The sequence below is a fragment of the Nonomuraea ceibae genome (assembly GCF_019396325.1).
In the GTDB taxonomy this organism is placed as follows: Bacteria; Actinomycetota; Actinomycetes; order Streptosporangiales; family Streptosporangiaceae; genus Nonomuraea; species Nonomuraea ceibae.
Genome location: NZ_JAHKRO010000175.1, coordinates 1 through 15,018, shown reverse-complemented (window position 1 = coordinate 15,018; position 15,018 = coordinate 1). Strand labels below are relative to the sequence as shown.

General features: G+C 70.1%; 18 protein-coding genes and 1 pseudogene. 11 read left to right on the top strand and 8 right to left on the bottom strand.

The genetic code is table 11. The features are described from left to right. Positions 1-195: transposase (locus KME80_RS47180; protein WP_219518636.1), on the top strand; the 195-nt coding region annotated here is incomplete at its 5' end. A 197-nt stretch (positions 196-392) separates the two neighbouring features. Here KME80_RS47180 and KME80_RS47175 read toward each other — a convergent pair. Further along, complete coding sequence (locus tag KME80_RS47175) at positions 393-938, bottom strand: GNAT family N-acetyltransferase (RefSeq protein ID WP_219518633.1); 546 nt, start codon at positions 936-938, stop codon at positions 393-395. Positions 939-941: 3 nt separating this feature from the next. After that, positions 942-2,246, bottom strand: coding sequence for a helix-turn-helix domain-containing protein (locus tag KME80_RS47170; protein ID WP_219518631.1), 1,305 nt, complete (start codon positions 2,244-2,246; stop codon positions 942-944). Positions 2,247-2,427: 181 nt separating this feature from the next. Here KME80_RS47170 and KME80_RS47165 point away from each other — a divergent pair, with 181 nt between their 5' ends. From KME80_RS47165 to KME80_RS47120, 10 genes are all read left to right on the top strand, one after another. Next, a complete protein-coding gene (locus KME80_RS47165; RefSeq protein WP_219518628.1) occupies positions 2,428-3,255 on the top strand; it encodes an SAM-dependent methyltransferase in 828 nt (275 codons plus the stop codon). A gap of 170 nt (positions 3,256-3,425) precedes the next feature. Then, positions 3,426-3,716: a hypothetical protein gene (locus KME80_RS47160; RefSeq protein ID WP_219518625.1), complete on the top strand. Its 291-nt coding sequence runs from the start codon at positions 3,426-3,428 to the stop codon at positions 3,714-3,716. Between the two features lie 236 nt (positions 3,717-3,952). After that, complete coding sequence (locus KME80_RS47155; RefSeq protein ID WP_219518622.1) at positions 3,953-4,177, top strand: DUF397 domain-containing protein; 225 nt, start codon at positions 3,953-3,955, stop codon at positions 4,175-4,177. A 74-nt stretch (positions 4,178-4,251) separates the two neighbouring features. Further along, positions 4,252-4,650 carry a hypothetical protein gene (locus KME80_RS47150; RefSeq protein WP_219518619.1) on the top strand — a complete coding sequence of 133 codons (399 nt, stop codon included), beginning with the start codon at positions 4,252-4,254 and terminating at the stop codon, positions 4,648-4,650. 62 nt (positions 4,651-4,712) lie between these two features. Further along, positions 4,713-5,726 carry a thymidylate synthase gene (locus KME80_RS47145; protein WP_219518614.1) on the top strand — a complete coding sequence of 338 codons (1,014 nt, stop codon included), beginning with the start codon at positions 4,713-4,715 and terminating at the stop codon, positions 5,724-5,726. Continuing rightward, positions 5,723-6,235: a nucleoside-diphosphate kinase gene (locus tag KME80_RS47140; protein ID WP_219518612.1), complete on the top strand. Its 513-nt coding sequence runs from the start codon at positions 5,723-5,725 to the stop codon at positions 6,233-6,235. Before KME80_RS47145 ends, KME80_RS47140 begins: the two co-directional genes overlap by 4 nt. After that, positions 6,232-7,494, top strand: coding sequence for a hypothetical protein (locus tag KME80_RS47135; RefSeq protein ID WP_219518608.1), 1,263 nt, complete (start codon positions 6,232-6,234; stop codon positions 7,492-7,494). Before KME80_RS47140 ends, KME80_RS47135 begins: the two co-directional genes overlap by 4 nt. Positions 7,495-7,510: 16 nt before the next feature. Further along, positions 7,511-8,161 (top strand): 3'-5' exonuclease, encoded by a 651-nt coding sequence (locus tag KME80_RS47130; RefSeq protein WP_219518606.1) that lies wholly within the window; start codon positions 7,511-7,513, stop codon positions 8,159-8,161. Positions 8,162-8,187: 26 nt separating this feature from the next. Next, entirely contained in the window at positions 8,188-8,643 is a 456-nt protein-coding gene (locus KME80_RS47125; protein ID WP_219518603.1) for an NUDIX hydrolase, read from the top strand. Between the two features lie 123 nt (positions 8,644-8,766). Beyond that, positions 8,767-9,438, top strand: coding sequence for an HNH endonuclease family protein (locus KME80_RS47120; protein WP_219518600.1), 672 nt, complete (start codon positions 8,767-8,769; stop codon positions 9,436-9,438). A gap of 799 nt (positions 9,439-10,237) precedes the next feature. Here KME80_RS47120 and KME80_RS53515 read toward each other — a convergent pair. From KME80_RS53515 to KME80_RS47090, 6 genes and pseudogenes are all read right to left on the bottom strand, one after another. Beyond that, a complete protein-coding gene (locus KME80_RS53515; RefSeq protein ID WP_372455457.1) occupies positions 10,238-10,813 on the bottom strand; it encodes a cytidylate kinase family protein in 576 nt (191 codons plus the stop codon). A 229-nt stretch (positions 10,814-11,042) separates the two neighbouring features. After that, positions 11,043-11,819 carry an ATP-binding protein gene (locus KME80_RS53675; RefSeq protein ID WP_504739735.1) on the bottom strand — a complete coding sequence of 259 codons (777 nt, stop codon included), beginning with the start codon at positions 11,817-11,819 and terminating at the stop codon, positions 11,043-11,045. 29 nt (positions 11,820-11,848) lie between these two features. Beyond that, positions 11,849-12,441 (bottom strand): annotated as a pseudogene (locus KME80_RS53630) (transposase); the annotation flags it as partial. A gap of 189 nt (positions 12,442-12,630) precedes the next feature. Then, complete coding sequence (locus tag KME80_RS47100) at positions 12,631-13,134, bottom strand: NUDIX domain-containing protein (protein WP_219518596.1); 504 nt, start codon at positions 13,132-13,134, stop codon at positions 12,631-12,633. Further along, the gene (locus tag KME80_RS47095) at positions 13,131-14,504 is read right to left on the bottom strand and encodes an NsdA family TPR-like regulatory protein (protein WP_219518593.1); all 1,374 of its coding nucleotides are present in this window, start codon (positions 14,502-14,504) and stop codon (positions 13,131-13,133) included. Before KME80_RS47095 ends, KME80_RS47100 begins: the two co-directional genes overlap by 4 nt. After that, a complete protein-coding gene (locus tag KME80_RS47090; RefSeq protein ID WP_219518590.1) occupies positions 14,486-14,713 on the bottom strand; it encodes a hypothetical protein in 228 nt (75 codons plus the stop codon). Before KME80_RS47090 ends, KME80_RS47095 begins: the two co-directional genes overlap by 19 nt. Between the last annotated feature and the right edge of the window lie 305 nt (positions 14,714-15,018).

Genomic DNA, 15,018 nt, shown 5'->3' with positions numbered 1-15,018 from the left:
CTGATCGCCCGCCGCGGCTCCGGGCACGGCTCCGGCCTGGGCAAGCAACGCTGGGTCGTCGAGCAGACCTTCGCCCTGCTGCACGCCTTCAAACGCCTGCGCATCCGCTGGGAGATCCGCGCCGACAGCCACGAGGCATTCCTCAAGCTGGCCTGCAGCCTCATCTGCTGGCGGCGCCTCACTTCATTGCGTTAGGCGCTCTAAGCGACGAATTTCAGGCGCATGACACTAGGGCCTAGCCTGGCCGAACGCAGCCGCCAGCCGTTTTCGCAGGAGAGCAGCGGCTTTTTCTGCCCGTCTGGCGACTACGCGAGGGCCGGGAATGCCTACCGGTGGGCAACCGGAGAGGTGGGGCAGTCCCGGCCCTCGCGCGGCAGCCGCCGCAGCCCCGATCACGCTCCGGGCAGTCCGAGCCCGAGCACGTCCATCAGCGGCCCGTCAGGGGCGGGGCGGCAGGTGCCGATGACCTTCCACCCCCAGGCGAGGTACATCGCGTGCGCGGGCGCCCACGGCCGGGTGAGCAGCGTCGCGTACGGCTCAGCCCGGCCGGTGAGCAGCTCGCCGAGGAGCCTTCGCCCGGCGCCGACACCCCGATAGCTCTCGCGCACCATCAGCTCGATCACCGCGAGCTTCGGCAGATGGAGCACCCCATCGGGCGGAGCGGTCGTCTCACCTCCCCACCAGCGGCCGGCGTCCATCGTCCAGCCGAAGCAGAAGCCGACGAGCGCGGCGTCATGGCGGGCCGAGATGAGCTCGAAGCCTGGGAGCTTCACCTGGTTGACGGTGCGCTCGATGAAGCGTTCCCGGCTGAACAGCGGGTTGTCGTGGTACGACGCGTCGCTGTGGACCTCCTCGTACACGTCGCCGTACTCCGGGCTGAGCACGGCGTCAGCGGCGGCCTGGCCGGTGAGCCTGGTGAAGGAGAGGGGGAGATCCAAGGTTCACGCTTCCTGCTCGGGGGCTTGCGGCAGTTCGAGGAGCTGCTTGTAGTCGAGCGCGGCCGAGCGTGCGCTGGCCGGCGCGGAGGGAGGTATCGCCTTCAGGACTGCCTCGGCGTTGTAGCGGACGAACGTCGTCTGGTCGTGGGCGGGCAGGCTGGCCACGGCGGTGCGCGCCATGTCGAGGCCGGTCACAACGTCGCCGTGGCGGACCTCGGTGACTGCCATGTGCAGGCCGATCTGCGCCCGGGTGCGGGCTGCGGCCGGGGGGCAGGCGTCCAGCGCTTCCTGCTGTGCCTGGGCGGCGTTGGTGAGGCCGCCGCCGTAGGTGGCGGCGAATGACCTGGTGTGCAGCAGCCGGGACTCGGGCCAGCCGAAGGCAGAGGTGGTGTCGTCGGTGACGTCCTTCGGTATGAGCTTGAAGACGCGGTCTTGCTCGTGCAACGCCTGGCGGGCGCCCTCGCTGTCGCCGAGCATCGCCCGCGCCTGTGCCTGGATCGCGATGGCGACCGCCAGGCCCGCGCACGGCTGCCCCCGGGCGGCGTCGACCGCGTCCTCTGCGCGGTTCAGCAGCACCTGGAGGGGGAGGCGCTGTTCGTAGATCCCTTGGACGGCGGCCTTGGCGCGGGCGAACGCGATGAGGCGAGGGTCTTCGCTCTGCTCGGCGGCGTGGCGCGCGGTGAGCCACCAGTCCCGCGACTCGCGAGCTTGCCCGCCGCTGCCCAGAGCGTGCGCCAGCAGGAACGTCAGTTGGGCGTTGACCCGGTGCCAGCGTCGGCTGTCGCCGTGCGTGGGCATGATGCGCCGCAGTTCGAGGACGTCGAGCGCGATGTCGGAGATGAGCTGGGGGAGCGGCACGGTGTCGAAGGCGCACGCGTGCTCGTGAACGATCTCCTCCCAGTCCTGGAGGCGAGCTGAACCATTACGGCCGTCGATGAAGTTCCGGAGGGTTTCCAGCGGGGGGAGCATCGTCGCACTCGCGCCTAGGGCTGTGAGGCTGGCGAGTATCTGACGTCGAACACGATCCACGTCCTCAGCATGCCAGATGTCCGTTTCGCCGGAAACCTCTGTCATTTGGCCAAATGAATGGACCAAATTCCGCAGCTCGATCAGGAAGCCGCCCGCCCCGAGCGCGCGGTCGATATCCGCGAGCGGCTCCGGGGGCGCGAGGCGGTCGCCGCGTTCCCAGCGGGAGAGGTTGGAGTAGTCGACGCGCGCGGCGGCTGCCACGTCCTCCAAGCTGCGGTTGCCGCGCAGCAGTCGCAGCCCCGCGCCCAGGCAGTGCACAGGCGACAGGCTGGGGTCCACCCGCTTAGGAGTTCTGCCCATGCGGACTCCGTTTTGGTCAATTGGCCAGTCGGATTGGCCAAATTAGATGCCTTCAAATGAGTTCCTGGCCGACTTCATGATGGCACTACTGATCAGCGACTGCACGTAATCGCCAGGGATACACATCCCCCACATATGCGACCTATCCACCGAGGCCACGATGACCGCATCCGAGGACAAGCCCACCGCAGGAAAGGCCGGCGCCCGCGCGTTGACGGCGCGCGTCTACAGCGCGCTCAGCCCGTCCGGGCGGGATCACTTCGCCGCTGACCGTGAGACCGCGGCCGCCCTGGAGGAGACCATCCCGGGTATGCGGCTGATCGCCCAGTCGAACAAGCACTGCCTGCGCCGCATGCTCGCCTATGCCGTGGAGCTCGCCGACCCGGCGATGCCGCCGCAGGTGCTCGACATCGGCGCCGGTCTGCCGGATCAGCCGCCCGCCCTGCATGAGGTCGCGCACCGCGTCCGCCCTGACTCGCGCGTGGTGTACGTCGACCACGACCTCCAGGTGTACGTTCACGGCCGCGCACTGCTACGCGGCGACGGGGTGGACATGGTCCAGGCCGACCTGCGCAAGCCCTCCCAGCTCCTGGCGGCTGTCGAGGAGACGGGCCTGATCGACCGGAGCCGCCCGGTCATCATCGTGCTCGGCGCGGTGCTGCACTTCCTGAACGACGAGCAGGCCGAGGAGGCGCTGGCCGAGCTGCGCGACTCCCACGCGGCCGGCAGCCTGCTCCTGGTCACGCACGCCACCAGCGACGTCCCCTACACCCGCGACCAGATCGAGGTCGCCCGCTCCCTGTATGAGCAGAAGACTGGGCAGGAGCTGTATCTGCGGACCGGGCGGCGGATCGCGGCGCTGCTGCTCCCGTGGGGGCCGCTGCACCCTCCCGGGCTACAGCCCACGGAGGCGTGGTATCCGGACTACGCCACCGAGATGGTGCAGCCCGCCCCGTACTTCCTCGCCGGCGTCGCCGGGCCGAGGTGATGAGCGTGGCGTGGCGGCAGCCCCCCAGCGTCCTTCCCTCGCGACGCCGGCTCCGCCGCGCCACTTCGCCGGCTCGATGACTACGCCGGCACCGCCGGGTCCGGGCCGCCCTTCCCTCGCGGCAGTCCGGACCCGGCTCCAACCGCTTGAGCACTTCCGCTGGAGATGTGATGCATAACGACGTGGGCGAGCCTGTCCGGGAGCGGCTGTGGCCGACCCACGGCGTCGACGACCGCACTGGCCGCGCGACCGCCGCCGAGGTGCAGGAGCGCACGCGCGGCCGGTGGCTGGCGCTGTGGGGCCCCTACAGCCAGAAGGTGACCGTGTTCTGGCGCGGCCCCGCCCCGAGGGGCGGCTACTGCTTCCAGAGCGGTCTCGACAACGTCTGGGACAGCATCGCCGCGGCGGAGCTGGAGATGGCCCTGCAATACCCGTTCGGGCCGCCCCTGATGTGGAGGTGAGCGGCGGTGGATGCCGGAGTCGCCCAGTGGTTCCTGGCCCGGCGCTTGGGCAAGCGCCAGAAACCCGTCCGCCGTGCCGAGCCAGAGCAGAAGCCGGGCAAGCCTGACCCGGGCGGGCCCGACCCGGCCGAGCAGCGTCGGCCGGAGCACGCCCCTTGAAGCCTCCTGGCCGCCGCCCGGCGGCCAGGAAGACAGCCCCGAGATCCCGCGGGGCTGAAGGAGGAAGGAGCACAAGCATGACCGTGAACGATCTCTACAGCCGCCAGGTGGCCACGCAGGGATGGCGCCGCCTGTGCGGCGGGAACCAGCAGGAGGAGGACGGCGAGTCCTGCGTCCAGATCGCCCCGCTGGAGGGGGTCGAGGACGCTTTCGCCCTGAGTGACTCGAAGAACCCGGCCGCCGGGACACTCCGGTTCACGGGCGCCGAGCTGCGCGCGGCCGGCATCGACACCACCATCTAGAAACCGATGATCGCGGCCCCTGCCTGATCCAAGCAAGCAGGGGCCGCACCAGCAGCCTACGGGAGCAGCAGATCATGCACTGGCACGGCTACCACTGGATCGGCAACGGCGCCGAACGCGGCAACGAGGCCGAGCGCCGCCCCTCCTCGCCCGACTTCCGCACCTCGGCGCTGCCGCCCATGCGGACCGGTGACTGGCTGGCCAAGCCGCCCTCCCGGATCGGCCAAACATGCGACAGCGTCGAGGCCGCGATCGAGTGGCTGTCCGGCCAGTACGGGGCCGTCCAGGGCACGTTCCCGCACGGGGAGGGCGTGCAGCTCACCGCCCGCCTGGAGACCGCCGCCGGGCTGCTGCCGGCCGGGGTGGACGTGCAGTGGGGCGAGTGGCTGACCGGCGGCCGGTTCGTCACGATCGGCATGATCTGCTGCCCCAACCGGCATGTCCCGCATCCGTGTCCCATCGGCAGGAAATGACTTCCGCATGCCCGCGCACCCCCGGACCGGGTGCGCTATCCCCCGACCCGAGGAGCTCCCGGATGACACCGGAGAACGCGCTCACCTTCCACGAGATGTACCCGCGCGTGTTACGGGACGTGACCACGATCCCCGAGCACGAGATATGCACGCGCGGCAACACCTCCCTGGAGGTGCTGGATGTGTCCTTCCGCATCGCCGACCCCGTCCAGCGGGTGCCGTACCTGAACAGCCGGCCGATCAACCTGGCCTACAACTGGGCGGAGGTGCTGTGGTACCTGTTCGGCCGCGACGACCTCGACATGATCGGCTACTACGCGCCCCAGATGCGGCAGAACAGCGGGGACGGCCGCACCCTGACGGGCACCGCCTACGGGCAGCCGCTGTTCATCACCGGCCCGGACGGGCGCACCCAGTGGCAGCGGGTGCTCGACCTGCTCGGCAAAGATCCTGACAGCAAACGCGCCGTCTTATCGATCTTCCGGCCCGAGGAGCTCATCCGCGACAACAACCCGGACGTGTCCTGCACCATCGCCGCCCAGTTCCTGCTGCGCGGCGGCGCCCTGCACATGACGGCCTACATGCGCGGCAACGACGCCTTCATGGGCATGCCCAGCGACGTCTTCTCCTTCACCGTCTTGCAGGAGCTGGCCGCCCACCAGCTCGGCGTCCGGGTCGGCCACTACAGCCACCACGTCGGGTCGATGCACGTCAACCTGCCCAACCGGGCCAAGGTGCGCAAGATCCTCGCCGAGGTCGACGCCGCCGGCTACCGGCCGCCCGCCTTCCGCTTCCCAGCCATGCCCGTCGACGACTGCTGGACGTCGCTGCGGCTGCTCATGCAGGAAGAGGCCGGGCTGCGGGCGAACCTCCACCAGCACACCGGCGCCAGCGTCCGCGAGACGGGGCTGGACCCGTACTGGCAGCAGGTCCTGCTCGTGTTCGAGGTATACCGGCAGATCACCCACACCGACCAGCCCGTCACCCGGGACGTGCTCGGCGCGCTGGACCCCGGCTACCAGTGGCTCATCCGCCACCGCTGGCCCAAGCGGATGCCCGAAGGGGCCGGAGCGTGACCGCCCGGGTGGACTGGACGCGGTGGACGGTCGTGCTGTGCAAGCCGGACGCCACCCAGCGCGGCCTGGTCCCGCAGATCCTCGAATGGGTGGCCGGCACCGTCACCATCGCCACCAGCAGGCAGGTGGTCGTCACCCGCGAGCAGATCCTCGCCCACTACGCCGACATGCTGGAGTTGCAGCACCGCTTCTCCTTCGACGTCGAGGCGGAGCTGGTCGGCCACTACGTCGGCGCGACCGTCACCGTGGCGCTCGCCTACGGCCCCGGCGGCGACACCGCCCGGCAGGTGCGTGACCTGCTCGGCCACTACGACCCGTCCCGCGCGGCCCGGACGACGATCCGCGGCTACTACGGGCACGACAGCGAGGAGGCCGCGCGCACCGAGGGCCGGTTCGTGCACAACCTGGTCCACTCCAGCGACCATCCCGCCGACGCCGAAGCCGACTTCCGGATCTGGTTCGGCGAACCCTACCTGCACGTCCTGAGTCAGGAGGCGACAGCACGATGACCAGCCAGCCCGTACCGATCAGCCTCAGTTCAGGGCCGCGCAAGCTGCGGCTGATGCCCGCCGCCGAGCAGGACGGCCTCGACCCGTACATGGCGCAGATCATCACCAACCGTAAGTCCGGCCTGTCGCTGAACCACGTGATCGGCTGCCCGCTCGACTGCGGCTACTGCGTGCGGCACTTCTGGGGCAACTTCGAGCAGAAGATCCCGCAACTGCTCATCCCCACCCACGAGGCGGTCACGCTGCTCGTCTCCCACCCGGAGTTCCGGCCGGACACCACCCCGCTCCAAATCTTCAACAAGGCCACCGACCCGTTCCTGCCCGGGGTGAAGCCGCACACCTTCGAGGTGCTGGAGGAGCTGGACCGGCTCGGCATGAGAAACCTGGTGCTGATCATCACGAGGTTCCACGTCACCGAGGACGACATGCGCCGGCTGGAGGCGTTGTCGTACGTGCGGCCGACGCTGCTGTTCACCTACTCCGGCATCGCCGACGCCCGGGTCGAGCCGATCGCCAAGACGACCACGACGGTGGACTCCATCGTCGTGGCCGCCGGCCACCGGAAGCGGACGAAGGTGATCCTTTACTGGCGGCCGATCGTCCCGCACTGGAACGACGACCCGGCCACGATGGCGCACGTGCTGAAGGTCGCCGACGCCGCCGGCGTGGACGCGATCGTGTTCACCGGCTACTACCACAAGGAGGAGAACGCCTCCTATCTGCGCGGGCTCGGTGTGCCGGTGCCGTACGCGGAGAACTGGCAGCGCCGCAAGATGCTGCCCGAGGACCTGGACCGGCGGGTCGTCCAGGCGTGGCGGGATTCCGGCATCAGCATCCCGCTGTTCCGCAAGACGTCGTGCGGGGTCACCGCCTCGTGGGAGATCGCCGACTACAACGGGCACCTCGGCGTGCCGGAGCTGTGCGACATCTGCCCGGCCGAGCAGGTCGCCCGGTGCAAGGCCGCGCTACGCCCGCCCAGCGAGGCGGAGTTCATCGCGGCGCTGGAGTCGTTCGGGTTCGACCCCACGACGCCGTTCCTGGTCGAGGACGGGCACGTGCTCACCGCCACGCTGGGCGAGCAGCGCCGCTACGCGCTCCAGCACTGGTTCGGCTACCAGATGTGGGAGGTCGAGCATCCGCATGCGCGTGGCGCCCACGGGCGGGCGCTGGCAGGCTACAAGCTGGACCCTGCCGAGCAGGCGCAGCTCGACGGCGCACGCGCACGGCTGGCCGAGGCCGCCCGCCACGAAGACGACTAACCCCGGGGGGATCGCGTTGATCGACCAGCCGTGGACGGCCGTGCCGCTCGTCGCCGTCGACCTGGAAGGGACCGGCGGCCAGGACCGCGACGACGAGCAGATCCTGGAGATCGCCGCCGTCCCGCTGGACGGCGGCCGCCCCGGCATGGGGGCGGCGTGGGACACCGTGCTCAACCCGGGCCGACGGATTCCCCCGCGGCCGTGGATCTCGCCCGGCCTGGCCGGGAACGCGCTCGCCGCCGCCCCCGCCCTGGACGACGTGCGCGGGCAGATCACGGCCAGGCTGGACAGGCGGGTCCTGGTCGGCCACAACATCGGCGTGGACTGGCGGCTGCTGCACCGGCGGCTGCCCGAGCTCGCGCCGGCCGGGCTGCTCGACACCGCCCGCCTGGTGCGGCACCTGCGGCCCGGCATCCGCCGCTGGAACCTGGCCGCCGTGCTGGACCAGTACGGGCTGGAGGAGCGCGTGCGGGAGCTGGTGCCCGGGGGGAGGCCGCACCGGGCGCTGTGGGACGCCGTGGCGGCCGCCGTGCTGCTGCCCGCGCTCGTGGCCTGCCTGCCCGCTGGGGATGCCACGACCGCCGCGGTGTTGCGCGACATCGCCGGCGTCCCGCTCGGCGGCAACCAGCCCGGGGTCGAGGTCGAGCAGTTGACGTTCGACCTGTGACCGACAGCCCGGAAGGAGGAGAGGGGATGCCCCGCTACACGATCGTCGTGGACGCCATGCTGCTGCTGGTCCGTGACGGGCAGGTGCTGCTCGCCCAGCGGCAGGGCACCGGGTACGCGGACAGCTGGTGGAACGTGCCCTCCGGCCACCTGGAAGAGGGCGAGACGATCGACCAGGCGGTGATCCGCGAAGCACGCGAGGAGATCGGCATCACCCTGCGGCCCGGCCAGGTGCGGTTCGTGCACATGTGCCACTTCCGCAACCCCGAAGGACACGCCCGGATGGGCGCCTTCTTCGAGGCCCGCACCTGGGAGGGGGAGCCGTACAACGCCGAGCCGCACAAATGCGCCCGCATCGGCTGGTTTCCGTTCGACCGGCTGCCGGACATGACGTACCCGTACACGGCGGCCGGGGTGGCGGAGTACGCGCGCGGCTCCGCGTACGCCGCGGTGGGGTGGTCGGTGACGCAGCAGGTTCGCTGACCGCCGGGCCCCCGTCTGGGGCGGCGTTGTACGTGGCTATCACCGTGCGGCTACAGCTCCACCCCACCTCCACTAACTACATTCCGTAGCTGACCGCGACAGAACGTAGCTAGTGGAGGCTTCATGCCGTTCCCCCCGCCCCGCACCCTCGCCGGCGTCGCCGCCGCAGCCTTCACCATCACCCTGCTGCCCGCCACCGCGACCTCCGCGTCGGCCGCCCAGGCACGCACCGTCATGCTGTGGGACGCCGTCGCCGCCCTCGACACCGCGACCGAGTCCCGCGACGGCTACACCCGCACCGCGTTTCGGCACTGGATCGACGCCGACCGGGACTCGTGCTCGACCCGGGCCGAGGTCCTCATTGAGGAGGCCGTCGACCCGCCCCAGATCGGGGAGCGGTGCGCCATCACCGGCGGCGCCTGGCACAGCTACTACGACGACGTCATGGTGACGGACGCCTCCGCCCTGGACATCGACCACATGGTGCCCCTCGCCGAGGCGTGGGACTCCGGCGCGTCCGCCTGGACCGCCGCCCGGCGGCAGGCCTACGCCAACGACCTCGACGAGCCGCGCGCCCTGGTCGCGGTCACCGCCCGCACCAACCGCAGCAAGGCCGACCAGGACCCCGCCACCTGGCTGCCGCCGCACGAGCCCGGCCATTGCCGGTACGTCGCCGACTGGCTGACGGTCAAGTTGCGGTGGCAGCTGGCCGCCGATCCGGCCGAGAAGGACACGCTCGACCGGCTCGCCAGCTCTTGCCCGAACGAACCGTTGAACGTGCCCGACGCTCCGTAGCGCGCCGCCCGGGGGCGGGAGTGCCTTCCCGCCCCGGCTGATCCGGTGGCTCCCAGGATGCGTCTACGCGCTGAAGGAGCCGACGTTGGCCACATGAGCGCCGAAGCCAGGCTTGATGATGGAGAAGGGGTCCTGGGGAACCTTCCGGGCTGGGCCGTGACGATTCATACCATGTGAATCTACAATGTAAAGGGCAACGCTTAATGTAGGTCCTAAGATCAAAAGCCAAACCTCACAGTCGCAGACCAGGTGCCATCCTGTTTCAGCCGTGCTCCTGGCGTACGAGGTGGGGGAGTCAGGACATCGCTGCACCACGCGGTCGACTCGTCGACCAGATCCTCGCCAAATGCACCAGCATTGGCATGCCGCTGCCGCTGCCGCCCGACATCGATGTCGCCCTCCGTACGGTGCCGCGCCACTTGTTCCCCCTCGGAGTCCGACCTGTCCGCCACCGCGGACTCCTGGGCGGCGCCGGCCCGTCACGAGATGGGAGACAGGTGAGCCCCTCGACTACCGCTGAACGTGCCCGACGCTCCGTAGTAGCGTCCCGGCCTGGTGGAAGGCTGGCGTCAAAGCCTGTCGATGCAGGGCTGCCTGGCCGGTGACGCGCTCCCCGCGCGGTGGTGCGCCGTCACAGCCCGGAACTCCTGTAGCTCCGGCCAGCCGCCACTCAGTTGATCAGTGCGTGAGCAGTGCTGGAGTGAGGTGGCCGAGGCCAAAGAGCGCATCCACCAGCGCCGCCATGCAACCAAGACGACGTGACCCGCCTCCATCGCAGCTTGGCCGCCTGAGGACGAGTTCATGCCGGTCCCCGGTCGCTCCGGGGGCGTGCGGATCGAAAGTCCCAGGGCGGCTCGTGGAGCTGATCGTTGTACACGATGATGTCAGCGTGATCGGTTGGGCGGGCCGTCGCGAAGTAGAGCTGTTGGGACGGGATGTAGCGGTGGCGCCAGGACCGTTCGATCTCGGCGGCATCGGCGGCATCGGCGGATCCGGCCAGCGCCATGCTGCGGGTCAGGGCGCGATCTATGGTCTGCTCGAAGTCGACGGACACGAAGATCCGCAGATCCCAGCGGTCGATGAGTTCTGGCTGCAGGAGTAAGACGCCGTCGAAGAGGAGTACGGCGTCTTCGACGGCGGTTGTGGCCGGTGAGGACAGCGGGCGGTCGGCATCGCGGTCGTAGACCGTGTGCTGGAACTTGCGATCTCCGCCTGGGCCGAGCGGATCAAGCAGGACTTGGCACAGCGCTTTGTGATCGTGAGAGTCGAAGTAGCAGCCTTCCGCCGAGAACCGGCCGCGGCGGTAACGCTGCGCCCGGGGAACGAGGAAGTCATCGATAGTCGCGCGAATGACGTCGCGGCCTTGCGCGCGCAGGGCGATGCCGAGCTCGTCGGCCAGCGTGGTCTTGCCAGCGCCGGGCGATCCGTCGGCGGCGACCCGCAGCGGGTGCGGGGTCGCAGCTGCCCCGATCTCCTCGACAAGCTGGCCGAGGAGATCTTGACGGTGCCATGCTCCATGTTTCTCCTCTATTACAGCAATCGCGGGCTGACCAGCACCAAAGCTCTATCTTGCGGCTCGCCGTAGCTTCATGAGTCTTGGGCTGTCACGCGCGTGACGTTACGCTGCGCCGCTTCCCGGCCAGGCTTTGCGTGCGTCCGGAGCCTGTGTGGATACGCAGGTGCAGCCGGGCGCTGCCAGGCTCGTGTTCCACCCAGGCCTCGTCGCACAGGGTGCGGATCAGAACAGTCCGGCGCCGCCGCCCCCGGTCAAGGTCGGGCTGGGTGCGGCGCAGGCGGGCCTCAGTCAGGGTGCCGGCGGTGTCGACCACGTCCAGGCTCACCCCGTCGGCGTCGCGCCAGGCGATGAGAGTGCCGCGGCCGCCGCCGTGCCGCAGGACGTTGCTGGCGGCCTCGTGGGCGGCGATCACCAGGTCCTGCAGCCGCTGCCCGGACAGGTCCGCCCCGACGCCGAAGGCGCGCACCCGCCGACGCAGCTCGGCGAGATCACTCGTGATCGGCCACTGCATCCGAAAGCCGAGAATCATCTCGCACCTCCCTTTCCCGCGATCGTCCCCTCTGCCCGGAAGGGGCTGGAAGCATGCCGGCTTGGCCTTCCTCAGCACACGTCCGGGTGCACCACGCTGCGCTCGTAGAGGACCGTGGTGGCGGCGCGGTAGGCGACCTCGCTCAGAGGGTGTTGCTGAACGTGATCTCTGTCCTTGAGGGATCAGAGGGGGACTATGGGGAGTCGCGGTCAGTGAAGACGGCGACCAGCAGGCGGACGGAGAGCCCGGCCTCGGCGGGATGATGGGAATCTCGTCCCAGGTGGCACCGGACGCCCGGTCTGCTGCGACCGCCGAGGCAAGGACCGCGCGGGCCACCGCGAGCAAAGGCAGCACGGCGGTTCGAGCTTGAGCGCACGCGCGATCTTGTCCCGGTCCTGGTGGGCGGCGTACCGGAACGAGTTGCGCAACTGGTGGCTCACACGCGTCAGGACGATGGTGCGGGGCCAGGCCGCCTCCACCGGCCTGCGGCAGGCCCTTGAGTCCGTCGCAGACCAGTATGAGGACATCGTCCACGCTGCGGTTCTTCAGCTCGGTCAGCACCGCCGGCCAGTGCTTGGCGCCCTCGCCATCATCGTCGGCCCAGATACCGGGAATATCGCGGTGACCTTCGACGGTGACCGCCATGACCAGGTAGATGGGCCGGTTGGCGACGTGACCGTCCCTGATCTTGACGTTGATCGCGAACGAGCTGGGGCTCGAAGGTGCCCGCTACATCACGTGGCACCCGCACCTCGACCGGGCCGACGTCGGTCACCACGGTCTTGGTGCGGCTGCCATTGCGGCTGTTGCCGCTGTTCTTACCGGCCGGGCGGTGCCTGTCATAGCCGAGGTGATCGGTGATCTCGCCTACCAGGGCCGACTCCAGCACCCGCTTGGTCAGCTGCTGCAGCAGACCGCCCTCACCAGTCAGCTGCAGCCCTTCACTACGGGCCCCGATTGACGAGCGTCGAGATCAGCTGCTCGTCCCGTCATCGAGCGGTCCGGCTCGACAGGCAGTTCGTTCATGGACGGCGACTCCGCGGCAGTCTAGGACATCAAGCGTCCCTTCCTTGATCATCAGATCCGCCGTTAGCTAGTTTTACAGTCCCGCCGTTTCAAGAACGGCCCAGCTCCACCGGCGGCGGACTCAGCCCTCCGCCGGACGGTAGATCGTGACGCCCCGCTCACGCGCCGCCAGAGCCGCCGGGACCCGGGCGGCCACCCTCGACGACAGCCGCGCCGCGGCCTCCTCAGGGGCGAAGAACGCGGCGTCGTCCAGCTCCGCGTACTGCAGCCGGATGGCCGGGTCGTTCATCGTCCCGGCGTCGAACAGCAGATACACGAGCGGGCGGGTGCGGTGACCGTACGGCGGCGCCCAGTCGACCACGAGCAGCTGCCCCACCTTCACCTCGAGGCCCAGCTCCTCACGGAGCTCCCGCGCGCAGGCGTCCTCCGGGGGCTCGCCCTCCTCGACCATGCCGCCAGGAAACAGCCAGTGCGGCCGGTAGTTCGGCTTGACGAGCAGGACCCGGCCGCCGGGGTCGGTGATGAGGCCGCCGGTGGCCACGTGCACGGAAGGGAGTTGGGCGTAGTAAATCTCCGGCTCGACGAAGGTTCGCGGAGCGCCGGGCGCGGAGTGATGGTCGGTCATGATGTGGTGAGCAGTTCCCTGGCTTGCTCGATGTAGTCGCGAACGCATCGTACGTCCTGATGCGGCAGCCTCCGGCTGAAATCGACCAGGCGGGCGCGCAGTCGGGCCGACGCCAGGTACGGATAGACCTCCAGGGCCTGCCGCGCCGTGGCGCAGGCGGCGTCGAGGTCGCCGCAGCTGGCGTGGACGGTGGCCAGCAGCACCTGATGCAGCGCCCTCGTGCGCACGTTGGCGTCCGGTAGGTCCAGGGCCACGCCGGCGTACTCGGCGGCTTCGTTGTACAGGCCAAGGTCACGCAGCGCGTGCATGACCGATCCGGCGTGGTGGGCGGGAGTGAACGTGGCCAGCCACCGCGGATCGGAGCTGGGATCGGAGCGGTCCATGGCGTGGTCGGCGCGGCGGATCGCGGCGCGGGCTTCCCGGCGGTCGCCCACCAGCGCCCAGCCGCGGGCCTCGACGACCGCCAGGCGCGCGGCGAGGGTCGGGGTGGCGGCGCGGCCGGCTCCGGAGCGGGCGGCGCGGGCCAGCCGGGCGGCTTCCGCGCCATGGTCGAGGAACAGCGCCTGGGTGGCGAGGTTGGACAGGATGTGCGCGGCGTAGGCGCGGTCGCCGGACTGCCGGGCCAGGCTGAGCGCCTGGATGAAGAACCGCTGCGCCAGCCCTTGGCCGTACGCGCGGTGCTGGTCGTAGGCCATCCATCCGGCGAGCTCGGTCAGCGAGGCGACGGCGGAGAACAGGTCGCGGCCCACGTCGGCGGTGTAGCGGCTGGCGAGCAGCGGGGTGACGGCTCGGTCGAGGTGGTCGACGAGCCAGGTGAAGGCGTGGCCGCCGCCGTTGGCGCGGTCGAGAGCGACGAACTCGGCGCGGGCCTGGTGCAGGCGTTCTACGTCGGCGCCGCTTACCGCGCGGCTGCCTTCGGAGCGGCCGTGGGCGGGGTGGGAGGGGGCGAAGTGCCAGTCGAAGCCCGCGCCCACAGCCGCAGACAGGACGAACGCCGAGCCCACGGTGCGCCGCTGGACGACATGCCGCCACAGCTGCGACGCCGTCTCGGTGGCCTGGCCGGTGGTGGCGGCCACGGTGAGCCCAAGCTCGCCCCGGTCGGTGAATCCGAGATCGTCCAGTGTGATCGGCCGCCCGAGCAAGTCGCGGAAGATCATGGCGAGGACTTCGGGGACGGGCGGCTCGGGGACGCGGCCGCGTAGCCACCAGTAGACGCTGGCCTGGTCGTAGCGCAGATCCACGTCGTGCTGATCGGCGGCGACGGCGTTGACCTTGCGGGCCAGGGCGCCGTGTGAACGCCCGCTGGCGGTGATCAGGGCATCGCTACCCGCTTCGACAAACTCGCCGTCCGCTACGAAGCGACCATCCACATCGCTGCCATCAACGACTGGCTCATCACCCCGTACGTCCACACTCCGGCCGGGAGCGGCCGCTCGTCAGCGAGCCGGCTGATCTGGACGCCGTCCCCGTCATACCAGGTGATCGCCACCCCGGACAGCGGGTGCCCTTCGGCCGCGTACAGCCAGCCGCCGAGCCGCCACCCCGTCCCCGGCGCCGTGTTGAACCAGTCGAAGAACACCCCACGGGCGGCACCGTCCGCACGCGGCCCACCCGGTCGTCCACCACGCGCGCCGGGTCACCGCAGATTGGGCACACCGGCGCACACGTGCTGTCGGACGCAGGCAGCCGGCCGATCAGCGTGCCCACGCCGGGGACGGCCGCCACGATGTGCGGGAACGCCTGGCGCAGCTGCTCGGGGTCGCGTCCTCGGAGCGGTGTAAAAGGCTCGACGAGGTAGGTGCCGTGAGTGGATCTTAGGCGGCCTCGGTGACGGGTGCCAAGGCCGGGTCGCCGGTCGGATACAGCTGGGCGGGCGGGTGGAGC

What these genes read in the sequence shown, in the direction of transcription:
- KME80_RS47165 (WP_219518628.1), top strand. Translation starts at nt 2,428, where the DNA reads ATGACCGCATCCGAGGACAAGCCCACCGCAGGAAAGGCCGGCGCCCGC.
- KME80_RS47160 (WP_219518625.1), top strand. Translation starts at nt 3,426, where the DNA reads ATGCATAACGACGTGGGCGAGCCTGTCCGGGAGCGGCTGTGGCCGACC.
- KME80_RS47155 (WP_219518622.1), top strand. Translation starts at nt 3,953, where the DNA reads ATGACCGTGAACGATCTCTACAGCCGCCAGGTGGCCACGCAGGGATGG.
- KME80_RS47150 (WP_219518619.1), top strand. Translation starts at nt 4,252, where the DNA reads ATGCACTGGCACGGCTACCACTGGATCGGCAACGGCGCCGAACGCGGC.
- KME80_RS47145 (WP_219518614.1), top strand. Translation starts at nt 4,713, where the DNA reads ATGACACCGGAGAACGCGCTCACCTTCCACGAGATGTACCCGCGCGTG.
- KME80_RS47135 (WP_219518608.1), top strand. Translation starts at nt 6,232, where the DNA reads ATGACCAGCCAGCCCGTACCGATCAGCCTCAGTTCAGGGCCGCGCAAG.
- KME80_RS47125 (WP_219518603.1), top strand. Translation starts at nt 8,188, where the DNA reads ATGCCCCGCTACACGATCGTCGTGGACGCCATGCTGCTGCTGGTCCGT.
- KME80_RS47120 (WP_219518600.1), top strand. Translation starts at nt 8,767, where the DNA reads ATGCCGTTCCCCCCGCCCCGCACCCTCGCCGGCGTCGCCGCCGCAGCC.
- KME80_RS47100 (WP_219518596.1), bottom strand. Translation starts at nt 13,134, where the DNA reads ATGACCGACCATCACTCCGCGCCCGGCGCTCCGCGAACCTTCGTCGAG.